Origin of the sequence: Geomicrobium sp. JSM 1781026, from assembly GCF_041949955.1 — a bacterium.
In the GTDB taxonomy this organism is placed as follows: domain Bacteria; phylum Bacillota; class Bacilli; order Bacillales; family Marinococcaceae; genus Geomicrobium_A.
Map to the genome: position 1 here is coordinate 230,052 of NZ_JBHFQF010000005.1, position 12,940 is coordinate 242,991.

The window sequence follows — 12,940 nt, forward strand, 5'->3', positions numbered from 1 at the left end:
ACAAAAAGCGCGCCAAGTCGCGACTTCATAATGAGAGTCATGCACTTGGCGCGCTTTTTCTAGTTTATTCTTCCTCTTCAAGCCACACGCCTTCTACGTGTTTTCTTGCTTGGTCTTTTTTGATTTTGCGGTACGTTTTGCTTTTGAAGATGATGTCAAAATCATAGCCTTCTGGGTACAATTCAGACGCGGGGATGGCGAGTGTTAGGCGTTTGTGATTCAAGGTCTTCTTTTCACCTTTGATTTGCACAACATAGTTGCCGCGCTCATCAGGTCCTGTGTACACAATTCCCATCTCATCAAGCGCTTGGATCGTCACATTGTCTCCTTGGTCAAATTGTTTTACTTCACCGGTTTGTTTTTTCGCTTTGTGCCCGGAGTACCGATTGATGGCGATTTGCCGCTTAAAGGACGCTTGTTTTAACTGCTCGTCACTAAATCGTTCACGATAATTTTCGTGATCTTCGTAAGCCATATCGTGGGCTCGTTCGACGATGTTCGGATGCAGGCCTAACTTGATGGCGATTTCAAACGCTTGACTTTTACCGGTTTCACCGAGAAGCAAACGATACGTCGGTTGAAGCGTTTCGATGTCAAACTCCATGGAACCGTTGATGAAGCCGTCGGTGTTTTCGGCAAAGGTCTTCATCTCACTGTAGTGTGTCGTTGCAAACAGTGTAGCACCTTTTTGATAGAGTTGTTCTAAAATGGCGATGGCAAGCCCCATCCCTTCAGCTGGGTCTGTACCCGAACCGAGTTCGTCGAGCAAGACGAGAGAATGATCGTTCGCATCTTCTAGAATTTGAATGATCGAAACAAGTCGTGAGCTAAACGTACTTAAGTTATCTTCAATGCTCTGACCGTCACCAATATCGACAAATACATGTTGGAAAATGGCGGTCTTACTCCCGGCATCAGCAGGGATGAGGAGACCTGCCTGGGCCATGACGTTAACAAGTCCGACCGTTTTAAGCGTAACGGTTTTTCCACCTGTATTCGGGCCGGTGATGACGAGGGCTCGTTCATGCCCACCAAATTGTACGCTTAACGGTATCGCTCGATATGACAATTCTGGGTGACGGGCATTAATTAAATGCATCGTCTTGTCGTCTGTGAGCGTCGGTTTTGTCGCATCGATGGCGTGACAATATTTCGCTTTTGCGAATAACACATCATAATTGTGCATCACTTCCATCGCTAAACGAATGGTGTGCTCGTACTCGAGAAATTCATTCGTAAGTTCAAACAAAATCCGTTCCACTTCAGATTCCTCGAATGTTTTATAATCATTAAGCTCTTCTTGAATGCTCGCAATTTCTTCTGGTTCAACGAAGACGGTAGAGCCAGAAGAGGATGTGTCCAATATCGTTCCGCGAACTTTGGCGCGATACTCTTTTTTCACCGGGAGAACGAACCGTCCATATCGTTCAGAGACGGTTGTGTCTTGTAAATACGATGCATATTTGTTCCCCCGCGCCAATTGTTGCACACGTGCTTGCATTTTGTCCGAGAGCTCCGACACTTGCCTGCGTAAGTCGGTCAACGTTTTTGAGGCGTAACCGTCCACGTGACCATGACGGATCGCACCGGAGATTGTTTCTTCAAGTTGAGTCAAATCTTCAATGGAGAATGCGTAAGAGCTTACGGTAGGGGCAACATGTTCTTTGCTTTTCATAAACCGTTTTAATTTCTCGCAATGATCTAGAAATGACAGGACGCGTGTAAATTGATCGGCGCGAATGAATACCCCTTTTTTCGCATGAGCGATCAGTTGCTCGATATCATCTACGGTATGAATCGGTACACTGCTGCTCATTTTTAATATCTCAACAGATTCCTCTATTTCTTGCATCGAGCGATTGATCTGTGCTTGATTCATCATCGGTTTCAGGTTTTGAATCGATGCTTTTCCTCGTTCTGTTCTTGCATAAGATTGGATATCAGATAGTGTTTTTGTATAGCCAATGGCTTCTAAAGTTTTATCGTTCACGGTGTTTCCTCCTGTATTAAAGTAGGGCAGGCCGGAACGATTGTTCACATGAATGCATACGAAAAATCGCTGTGAACAATCGTTCACAGCGTGCGTGTATACGGATGAACCTATAAAAGGCACACCCATTACGGGTTCGCAACGGATTTGTAAACGTGTTCTTAACTAGCTGGAATTGCATACGACAAATAATCGTCGTGAAGACGATTAAAAACGCATATCCAGTTATCATTCAATGATTAGTTAAGAACCGCCAGATCCATCAATACTTCCCCTTTATTTCATCTCAATTATTCGTAAAAATTCGGTCGCTCGTTTCGTTGGACTTTCTTAAATCGTGGAAGCGATTAAGAAAGCTTACTCCCCAGTAATGAACATAAGTGTAACAAACAAAAACCTCCAGACTAGAATGGCTCTATTATATGGGCGTACATACACATTGTCAATGTAGCTGAAGGGAAAGAATATTCAAAATAATGTATTGACTCCGTAGTGAAGATGCGATATTTTATTAGTAGCTAATTAGTTAGTAAACTTAACTAACGATACAACGTTGATCGCTTTTCGGCAAGGAGTAGATGAATGGAGAAGATGAATGATGGAACACCGTCAAGTCTGCGATTGTTTAATAAGCAAAAGGTGTTGCAATCAATTCGATTGCATGACACGGATAAGGAAGTGTCTAGAGCTTCTCTAGCTGCTTTTCTTAACATTAGTAAACCGACGATGAGCACACTCATTGATGAGCTTGTTGCAGAAGAGTGGATTATTGAGGTAGGAGAGCATACGCAGTCGTCTCGAGCGGGTAGAAAGCCGGTGCGGTTATCTTTTAACAAAAACGCACGATACCTCATCGGCATTGATATAGGGGGGACACATACAGAATGCGTGTTGACGAACCTTGCAGGCGAGGTCATCGTTGCTCGGTCGTTTTCAACGCAAGAACAATTACGCAGTGGCATGCTGTTGTCTCGAATTGCTCACATGATTGAGGAAGTGGTTCAGGAAGCAAATATTGTGAAAGAAAAAATGATGAGTATAGGCATTGGGGTGCCTGGAATTACGAATACGAAAACCGGTGTTGTCGTTGAAGCGCAATCATTAGGTTGGAAGAATTTCCCTCTTAAAGCCGAGCTTGAAGCATTAACACCGTATTCAATTTACATTGATAATGACGTGAATATGGCGGTGCTCGGTGAGCATTGGCTCGGTAAAGCAAAAAATGACGAAAATGTCGTCATGATTACGCTTGGTACTGGTGTAGGCTGCGGGATGATCCTTAACGGTGATTTATATCGTGGTCACGCATATGCGGCAGGAGAAATTGGGCATCTCGTTACAGACCGAACATTGGCAAAAGAAAATGACTATTCATCTTTTGAAGGATACGGTTTTTTAGATAATCAGATTGGCGGGCCAGCTCTTACTGAACAAATGAATCGCAGGGTCGGAGATCGAGGGTTGTCAGCGGAGCAAATCTTCCAGCTCGCGGCAGAGGATGACGCTGATGCTGCATATGTCGTAGAAGAGATGGTAAGTCATCTTAGTTTCGCCATCGTAAATATTGTCTCTATTATCAACCCCGAAAGCCTTGTGCTCGGTGGGGGCATATCCCGTTCGTTGCATCGGTACATTCATATTTTTGTCGATGTGATGGAACAGCATTTGCCTGTGAACACAAACATATATATTACACAAAATCGATATATATCTTGTTTAGGAGCAGCCTATTTAAGCACGTTAGAACACGACTCAATACTCAGGGGATGAAACGATTGAATCAACCGACAACAAGGTGTCAAACATACGTTGATTATGTTTTGGCACCGACCTACTCATTTACGAGAGATCATTATTTTACTTATATCTTAGAGATTAGCATTGCACATATCCAAATGCTGCGCCGACAAAAAATCATCCCAGACATTCATGCGTCTACGCTCGTAGAAGCAACGACTAAGCTTTATGAAACAGGGTGGAACAAACCGTACAACGCCCAATTTGAAGACTTATTTTTCATGATTGAACACGATTTGTCTGAAAAGGTTGGCGATGAAGTCGTAGGCAATATGCATGTTGCGTTTAGTCGCAATGACATGGATGCCACGATGTATCGCATGTTTTGGCGGGAGCGTGTTGTTGAATGGATGAACGATATTCATACACTCGCCGATAAAATTCTTAAAATTGCTAATGGTCATACATCCGCGTATATGCCAGCATACACGCATCATCAACAAGCGCAACCAACAACATTGGCCCACTATTTTATGAGTGTGGCGAGTAACCTCCAACGTGATGTGGAGAGAGGCTGGTCGCTCTTAACGAGAATTGACCAATCACCAATGGGTGCATGCGCTCTAGGGACAACGGGTCATCCAATTGACCGGACATGGATGAGTGACTCACTAGGGTTCGAGCGCGTTCTGACGAATTCGTATGACGCCGTTTCCGCCTCAGACTATATGATCGAGCTCGCTTCGGTACTCACAATCTGTATGAGTTCAATGTCTAGAGTCGTGTACGACTTACTTCAGATGACAATGAACGAGGTCAACACGTTTCGCTTAGGGGATTTGCACGTGCAAACGTCAAGCATTATGCCACAAAAACGAAACCCATCGGCATTAGAACATACGCGCGCGATGATGAGTGATGCGATGGGTGTGTTGAATGGTGTACCGTTCATGAGTCACCACGTTCCCCATGGCGATATTGTCGACATTGGCGATGATATTCAACCGAAGCTATTGGATGGTTTTACGAAAGTGACCCAGGCGATTCAATTACTCGAGCAAATCCTTGATCACGGAACCTTTCACACCGATGTGTTATACGACCGGGCAGCAAATGGGTTTTCCACGGTTACCGAGCTTGCCGATGTACTCGTTCGCGACGGTGGGTTATCGTTTCGGGAAGCTCATCTAGTCGTCCAAACATTCGTGAAGAGCACCGAGAAACTCAGCAATGGAAATGTAAAGCGACTGCAAGAGGCGGGTCAACGTGTCGGTGTTGCTGTAAATTTAAGCCAAAAGCAGTATGAAAAGGCGATTGATGTTGCTTCATTCATTGATGTTCGCAAAGTTCAAGGAGGACCCGCTCCTGTAGCCATTCGTGAACACATCAGGCACGTACAGGAAGCGTTGATTAACACGAGAACCAAGGTAAATCAAAAGCAAGAAGGATTTACAACATATCGGACTAAATTGTTCCAACGAACAGCAAATGAGGGGGAAGAAAGATGAAGAAACATTGGAAGTATACCGGTGCTTTGGCGAGTGTGGCGATAATTTTATCCGCTTGTTCTGGCGGAGATGATTCTCAATCAGGAACAGGGGATACCGAAGATGGGGCGAATGGCGATCCAGTTGAAATCTCGTATTGGCAGTACCAATTTGATTCAAAAGTTGATTTGATGGATGAACTCATTGAGGAGTTTGAAGATGCAAACCCTGACATTACGGTTACACAAACAAACTTTCCTTATGACCAATTCAATGAGCGTGTGGCGACGCAAGTGCCTGCAGGTGAAGGACCAGATGTGATCAACTTATTCAATGGGTGGGTGCCAAACTATGTAGATCAAGGATTCTTGCAACCGCTCCCACAAGAGAGCTTTTCACATGAGGAGATCGAGAATGAGTTTTTCCCGTTTATTGAATCTGTAAAGCTTGACGATGAATATTGGACATTACCTACAGGTGTTCGTACGTTATCTCTCTTTTACAATGTGGATATCTTTGAAGAATATGGAATCGATGGACCACCAGAAACGTGGAATGAGCTTGTCGATACAGCGATTGAGCTTACTGAACGCACGGATAACGGGCAACTTGAGCAATCGGGCATGGCATGGGAGCCAGCTCAACAAGGGCACCATTGGTGGCGAGATGGCTTGTTGCCGCAAGCAGGTGGGCAAAGTTTAAGTGATGATGCCCAAACGGTTACATGGAACGATACCGATGCTGGGCTAGAATCTTTCGAATATTATTTAAGCTTCGCGCGTGTTCATGAAACTTCGGAGCGAGATTTTTATACAGAAGACTTTATCGCTTTTCAGACAGAGAACGCGGCGATGAATATTGATGGTTCGTTCCGCCTCGGTACATTGCAAACCGAAGCACCAGACTTAAATTACGCAGTCGCACCTCTACCTGTTCATGATGAGGGTGGAGAACTGTCGTCACCGGCAACCTTCTGGAGTAATGGGATCGTTGCAGGGGTTGAAGATGAGAAACTCGACGCATCTGTGAAATTTTTAGAGTTCTTAACAAGCGAAGACGTGATGGAGCGTTGGACAGAAGAAATTGGGGAACTACCAGCAAGAGAATCTGTCGCCATGCAAGAGCAATTCGCGGATGATGAACTGTTTGGTCCATTCGTAGAACAGCTTCCTTACGCAAGTACACATACGTTTGTTGATGAAAGCACTGAACGTGACTTGTTTATCGCCGCAGTTGATCGCGTGCTCCTTCAAGACATGTCCCCTGAAGAATCTCTCGACATCCTCACCGAAGAGACACAAGCATTATTTGATGCGTATTGGAACTAATGAGGAGTGGGAAGCTTCGGCTTCCCATCTTTTCTGACTATATAGGATGAAATAAAGAGATTATCTAAGAAGGTATTTTATATAGCCCTTTAACGTCTACAGTTCAACGCCATCCCAAGTCTATGAAAACGGTTCACATTATATGTAACAGTAAATGTTTCTCTGCAACAAAGCTGTTGCATTTATGGGAAAACAGATTTGATTAATTGTCACAATGATTACCTATGTGTAAGGTTATTGGGCATCACTAGTTCAACTACGTCCATAATTAATTCCGTTGATTGGAACGAAGGGCGGTGACGCCTGCGGAAGAAGGGCCGAGACGAGACCCCGCAGGGAACGGAGTGACCGAGGAGGCTCGGCAGGTCCTCCGCGGTAAAGAAAACACGGTGGCTGTCTTTTGGCCGCCGATGTTGCCCTTATGCTCTGGAGTGCAAGCATCCGCCTGTAGTGGAAATCAAGCACAAACAGGGTAAATGTGGAAATTTTAAAGTTCAACTTATACAGAAAGAGGAGGAGGAGATTAGAATTGCCTGAAGGAGCCATTGCAGCGAGAAAGACACGCTCACCTCGCTTAAATATGAAGCAGAAAACGTACTTATTTGTATATACGTGTTTACTTATCCCGCTCATTTTTTATTTAACGATTCGTTTTTTTCCAACGCTGTATACATTTAATATCGGGTTTCAAGATTACCAGATCCTAACGGGTGAACATGAATATGTGTTTTTTGATAACTACGCAGCTATTTTTCAAGATCCGGTGTTCATTCGTTCATTAATTAATACCATTATCGTTATTGTTTTTGGTGTGCTCGGACAAGTCATTTTAGGTCTTGCTGTTGCACTTTTACTCCAAAAAATAAACCGATTTAAAGGATTATTTCGGGTCATTTACTTTATTCCTTACGTGACGAGCATTGTGGCCGTTAGTTGGGTGTTCCGCTGGTTGTTTATGAACAATGGATTTGTGAACAACTTCTTAGTTGAACTCGGTTTTTCTCCGCAAGGGTTTTTAGGGGACCCAGAACAAGCGATTTACATTATCGTTGGAACGATGATTTGGCAAGCGCTCGGTTTCCAGATGGTTATCTTTCTTGCCGGGTTAGAGAACATACCGGAGTCTTTCTATGAAGCCGCTGACGTTGACGGGGCAAGTGCGTGGAATAAATTTAAATCCATCACGATTCCGTTACTAAACCCTACGATTGTGTTCTCGGTCGTCATTGGGACGATTACATTTATTCAAGTGTCATTCACGCAAGTGGTGAACATGAGCCCAGACGGTGCTGGTGGTCCGCTTCACTCGACAATTACAGTCGTTGTTTACATTTACCGTCTCGCATTTAACCAATTCAATATGGGGATGGCATCCGCTGCGACGGTCGTACTTTTTATTGCAATTCTCATGCTAACGTTGTTCCAAATGAAAGTACTTACAAGAAAGTTTGACTATTAAAAAGGAGGATTCGTGCCATGAAAAAGAAACATCCGATTTGGAGATTCATGCCGTATCTCCTTTTAACTGCCGGAGCGCTCATCGTCCTTTTCCCATTTATATGGATGGTATCAACGTCACTTAAGCCGCCGGCAGACATTTATTCATTAAGTATTATTCCTGAGAACCCTACACTAGAAAACTATACACGCATTTTTACAGATACAATGTTTGGTCGCTGGATGATTAACAGTATTGTCATTGCTGTTATTACGACGATTAGTGTTTGTTTCTTTGATACACTCGTAGGTTATATTCTGGCGAAATTTAAGTTTATCGGAAAAACACTCATCTTCGTAGCGATTTTAAGTACGCTCATGGTGCCAACAGAGATGTTAATTATCCCGTGGTATTTGATGAGTGCAGAACTCGGGTGGACAGATTCGTATTGGGGGTTATTATTTCCTGGTCTAATGACAGGGTTTGGTGTATTTCTTATGAAACAATTTCTTGAATCGATCCCTGATGACCTCCTTCATGCGGCCCGTGTAGATGGGATGGGAGAACTTGGCATCTTTTTTAAAGTTGCCGTACCTCAAGTGTGGCCGGCGATATCCGCGCTGTTTATTTTCAGTTTTCTTAGCAACTGGAACGCATTTTTATGGCCGTTAATTGTCGCACAATCCCAAGAAGTCTTTACTCTCCCAGTAGGCCTTGCCTACTTTGCATCCGGTGAATTTGAATCAAGGTGGGAGCTTATTATGGCTGGGGCAACGATTACCGCGATCCCACTCATCCTTGTATTCTTGCTTTTACAAAGACACATCATTAAAGGCATTGTCCTCACTGGGATGAAATAAAATAGGAAAGGAAGATGAAATGAAGAAGAAGCTCTCTTTTGCAGTGACCGTTGTAACTGCCGCAGTTCTTGCAACGTCAACAACGATTCCGGAGGTGACACATGGCCATGATCAAGCACATGATCCTGATTTATGGAAAGTCTTGCAACCGCTAGAGACCGTAGTAAGCTTTATGAACACAGGGGCTCATCCAGACGATGAGCGAAGCGCATTGCTTTCGTACATGTCACTTGGAAATGGGGTTCGAACGAGCAGCGTTATCGCCAATCGTGGCGAAGGCGGGCAGAATGAAATTGGAACAGAATTAGGCAACGGACTTGGCATCATCCGCTCCCTCGAATTAGAGGAAGCATCTGAGGTGTTAAATTTGGATTTACGCATTCTAAGTGAGCAATTGGATGATGACATTTATGACTTCGGTTTTTCGAAATCTATTGATGAAACGTTAGATGAATGGGGAGAAGAGCGGGTTTATGAGCGGCTCATTCGCACCATTCGTGAAGAACGCCCAGATATCTTGTTCACATCATTTCTCGATGTTCCAAGTCAACACGGACATCATCGTACGATGACGGTCCTTACTGAACGAGCATTTGTGGACGCCGCTGATCCATCAGTCTTCCCTGAGCATGCTGATGAAGGGATTTTGCCGTGGCAACCGTTAAAATTTTATTTGCCGGGCACAACCGAGACCGAAACGTTAAACTTTAATATCGGTATCTATGATCCAATCTATGAAAAGACGTATCCACAACTTGGTGAAGATTCGCGTTATCTGCATCGAAGTCAAGGCATGGGACGCGATTTGCCAATTGAAGATTTCTTCCAATCGTTGAATTTGGCAGGGTCTCATGTGAGTGAAGATGATGAGGAAGACATTTTCACGGGATTAGCATTTGATTTAAGAGAGTATGGCAAAAGGCTCGACAACCGTTCTTGGGAAAATCGTTTAGCAAGGCTTCAAACCTCACTGGAGGAGGTCGTCGCGACATATCCAGATCGTAAGGGTGTTTACGCGGAAGCGGTACAATCTTTGCGTGAAGTAAGAAGTGCACAGCATATCGCCGATCGTCAAAACATGGACACAGATCTACTCGAACGTCTGGATGTGAAAGAAGTGCAGCTCCAGCGTGTGATTGACGAGAGCGGTGAAGTAGAAGTGACGGTCACGAGTTCTGCTTATGAAGTAACAAGAGACGGTCAGGTGGAAGTGACGATTGACATTGATAACGAAAACCCTCGACCGTTAGTGCAGTTGAATGCTGATTTACACTTGCCAGATGGTTGGCAAGTGACGGACCAAGACGTACCGAGGAATGTCAAAGCGAATCAAAAAGCTAAAGCGACGTTTACCGTAGCAATCGGTGAGGATGCTGAATTTTTTGATGCATATGGAGAGCCAGCAATCATTGGTGACCTTTCTTATCGGCTGAGGGGGAATGTTGTAGAGCATCAAGTATCAACAGAGGAGACTGTTGCTGTCCTCCCGAAAGTCGGCCTTGAATTGTCACCAGAAGCGACGATACTCAATACACAAACCGGGAACGACGAAATTGAGCTTGAAGTCACGGCAACCAATTACTATGAAGATGGCTATGAAACGTCCATTCGCCTCGAGCCAACAGAAGGCTTAACGGTAGAGCGAGCGGCAAAAAATATCCAGTTCAAAGAAGTTGGTGAAAAGAAAACATTCACATTTACGGTAACAGGTCATGAATCCCTTACTGATGCTCAAGAGTCTGTTCGGATTTATGCTGGAGATGATTCTACCATCGTTCAACCCATTGACTACGATCATATCAAACAATCGTATTGGTTAAAGGAGGGGCAGTTGGACGTGGAAGCTTTCTCTTTAGAAGTCGATGAAACGTTGCGCATTGGTTACATTGAAAGTGGGTTTGATACCGTTTCGGAACGTTTGAAGGAAGCGGGATTAAACGTTGAATCAATCGATGAGGCCATGTTGACGTCTGGAGACTTGAGTGAATACGACACGATTGTCGTTGGAATTCGTGCATATCTAAGTCGTAATGACTTGTTAGCAAACAATGACCGTTTGCTGCAATATGTAGAAAACGGTGGACATGTGGTCATGCAGTACCATAATCCCAATGATAATTGGGACCCACAACTTGCTCCTTATTCGGTGCAACCAGGCAGTCCTTCCATTGAGTGGCGTGTCACAGATCAAACGGCTCGTATTGATGTATTAGAGCCGAATCACCCTGTTTTTTCTGAGCCAAATCAGATTGGCTCATCAGATTTTGATGGTTGGGTACAAGAGCGTGGGCTCTATTATCCATCATCATGGGATGAGCGTTTTACACCGCTCATGTCTATGGCAGATCCTGAGGAAGAAGCGTTAGACGGAGGTCTGCTCGTTGCGGAGTTTGGAGATGGAACTTACGCCTACACGAGTCTTTCGTGGTACCGACAACTACAAGCGCAAGTGCCAGGAGGGTATCGTTTATTCGTAAACCTTTTAAGCTATCCTCATGCTGAATAATGTTCTTATCAAATTGTGCCCTTACGTAAGGGCACAATTCTTAAGGTTGAGGGTGCATAATAAGGAATGGAGACCGTATCGTGAGGATGTATCCTTAACGAGTGCGAGCGAAAATGTATCGTATCATTGACGATAGTGAAGTACTTCTTATTCGTAAACAAACCCGTATACAGTTTGGGGAAGGTAAAGCGGTTATTGGTATCGTTCTAATGACAAATCCAGGCTCTTTTAAATGCGAAAATACGGAAGAATGGCAGTTATTTCAGGCGGGAGAAGGATTGAATGACCATTACGAAGGTGAGAACTTTCCCGATATGACGATGCAATGTGTGATCGAAGTGATACGAAAAGGGTACAAGCGCGCAGGGCGTACACCGAATGGTCAAGTTTACATCTATAATCTTTCAAATGCTGTTCAGAGTAAAGGCGATAAAGGGGAGCATCAACACGAACGTCTTAAAACGTTGATTACGAAGCAAGGGCTGGACCTAGCGCTTCTGGAAGATCCGGTTACTCATGACTTTGCAACGTTTTATGAATATGCTCATTCGCTAGACTTTCTTATGATGGGCTTTGTAAACCATGTATTCGTTGAACGCATTGCACAAGTAAAGAAATGGGCAGAACAAGTCGAACAGCTTGTTGTTTCAGAGGACAATCGAATGAATTTCTCGCACCCAAGACGATGGCGTACCGATCTTCTATTAAAAGAAAAAGCCATCCAGCGAATGAGTGAGGTTCTAGGAAAATAAGTGAATAGATCAGACATCCTTTACAGTATCTACGGATACTGTCTTTTTTGATTTTCACACAAAATGACAATAGACTGTATATAAAGTAAGTTTTCTCACAGATTGCGTGTTACAATTGTAATAATATGGAATTTTTAAGTGATATTCCAAAACTTTCATAAAACGTATATAATAATTGAACTAGTACGATTGTCGATAACTAACGATGAGAGAAGGGATGAACCGATGATTCGAGGTCGTGTTCTCATAATTGAAGATGATGTCGATGTTGCGTTTCTTATTTCCGAATATTTGAAACAAGCAGGTTATACAGTGCAAGTGGCTCATGATGCGTTTCATGGATTCGACAAGGTAGAGCTTTTTAATCCGGACTTACTCGTATTAGATATTATGCTTCCTGATATGGATGGGTTTAGTATTTGTAAGCAAATTCGCGCGACTTCATCGGTCCCTATTATCTTTTTGACCGCTCGTCGTGAAAGGGATGAAGTGATTACAGGACTTGAATTAGGTGGAGATGATTATGTGACGAAGCCATTTGAGCCGGAGATTCTCGTTGCTAGAGTGAATGCAGGTATACGAAGGCAACAGCTGTTGAGCACGACGACTCCTATTGAACATACATTCATTGAATCACTGACTAATCGAGAAATTGAAACGTTAATGTTGTTAAACCGGGGGTATACAAATAAAGAGATTGCTGAACGATTGTACATTTCAGAAGGGACGGTAAAAGGGTATAACAACGTCATTTACAAAAAACTGGATGTTCGTAGTCGCACCCAGGCCATTACGAAAGCACGAGAAATCGGCATTGTGTCATGAGGATTGATATAGAGCAA

9 protein-coding genes are annotated in these 12,940 nt (G+C 43.7%); 8 read left to right on the top strand and 1 reads right to left on the bottom strand.

Annotation, left to right across the window (positions count from 1 at the left end; all coding sequences use genetic code 11):
- Positions 1 to 64 precede the first annotated feature (64 nt).
- Positions 65 to 1,990 (bottom strand): endonuclease MutS2, encoded by a 1,926-nt coding sequence (locus ACE1TF_RS10905; RefSeq protein WP_375016672.1) that lies wholly within the window; start codon positions 1,988 to 1,990, stop codon positions 65 to 67.
- 582 nt (positions 1,991 to 2,572) lie between these two features.
- Here ACE1TF_RS10905 and ACE1TF_RS10910 point away from each other — a divergent pair.
- From ACE1TF_RS10910 to ACE1TF_RS10945, 8 genes are all read left to right on the top strand, one after another.
- A complete protein-coding gene (locus ACE1TF_RS10910; protein WP_375016674.1) occupies positions 2,573 to 3,760 on the top strand; it encodes an ROK family protein in 1,188 nt (395 codons plus the stop codon).
- Between the two features lie 5 nt (positions 3,761 to 3,765).
- Positions 3,766 to 5,235: an argininosuccinate lyase gene (gene argH / locus ACE1TF_RS10915; RefSeq protein ID WP_375016676.1), complete on the top strand. Its 1,470-nt coding sequence runs from the start codon at positions 3,766 to 3,768 to the stop codon at positions 5,233 to 5,235.
- A complete protein-coding gene (locus ACE1TF_RS10920) occupies positions 5,232 to 6,542 on the top strand; it encodes an extracellular solute-binding protein (RefSeq protein WP_375016678.1) in 1,311 nt (436 codons plus the stop codon). The genes argH and ACE1TF_RS10920 overlap by 4 nt, the downstream gene beginning before the upstream one ends.
- 529 nt (positions 6,543 to 7,071) lie before the next feature.
- Positions 7,072 to 8,001, top strand: coding sequence for a carbohydrate ABC transporter permease (locus ACE1TF_RS10925; protein ID WP_375016680.1), 930 nt, complete (start codon positions 7,072 to 7,074; stop codon positions 7,999 to 8,001).
- A gap of 17 nt (positions 8,002 to 8,018) precedes the next feature.
- Positions 8,019 to 8,840: a carbohydrate ABC transporter permease gene (locus ACE1TF_RS10930; protein ID WP_375016682.1), complete on the top strand. Its 822-nt coding sequence runs from the start codon at positions 8,019 to 8,021 to the stop codon at positions 8,838 to 8,840.
- Positions 8,841 to 8,859: 19 nt separating this feature from the next.
- Positions 8,860 to 11,346, top strand: a complete 2,487-nt coding sequence (locus ACE1TF_RS10935) for a PIG-L family deacetylase (protein WP_375016684.1) — start codon at positions 8,860 to 8,862, stop codon at positions 11,344 to 11,346.
- Positions 11,347 to 11,459: 113 nt separating this feature from the next.
- On the top strand, positions 11,460 to 12,098 hold the full coding sequence (locus ACE1TF_RS10940; RefSeq protein ID WP_375016686.1) for a hypothetical protein: 639 nt from the start codon (positions 11,460 to 11,462) through the stop codon (positions 12,096 to 12,098).
- A gap of 225 nt (positions 12,099 to 12,323) precedes the next feature.
- Entirely contained in the window at positions 12,324 to 12,923 is a 600-nt protein-coding gene (locus ACE1TF_RS10945) for a response regulator transcription factor (RefSeq protein WP_375016688.1), read from the top strand.
- Positions 12,924 to 12,940: the final 17 nt, after the last annotated feature.

Excerpts from the sequence above, each read along its gene's own strand:
- ACE1TF_RS10910 (WP_375016674.1), top strand. The coding sequence starts at position 2,573 with ATGGAGAAGATGAATGATGGAACACCGTCAAGTCTGCGATTGTTTAAT.
- ACE1TF_RS10920 (WP_375016678.1), top strand. The coding sequence starts at position 5,232 with ATGAAGAAACATTGGAAGTATACCGGTGCTTTGGCGAGTGTGGCGATA.
- ACE1TF_RS10930 (WP_375016682.1), top strand. The coding sequence starts at position 8,019 with ATGAAAAAGAAACATCCGATTTGGAGATTCATGCCGTATCTCCTTTTA.
- ACE1TF_RS10935 (WP_375016684.1), top strand. The coding sequence starts at position 8,860 with ATGAAGAAGAAGCTCTCTTTTGCAGTGACCGTTGTAACTGCCGCAGTT.
- ACE1TF_RS10940 (WP_375016686.1), top strand. The coding sequence starts at position 11,460 with ATGTATCGTATCATTGACGATAGTGAAGTACTTCTTATTCGTAAACAA.
- ACE1TF_RS10945 (WP_375016688.1), top strand. The coding sequence starts at position 12,324 with ATGATTCGAGGTCGTGTTCTCATAATTGAAGATGATGTCGATGTTGCG.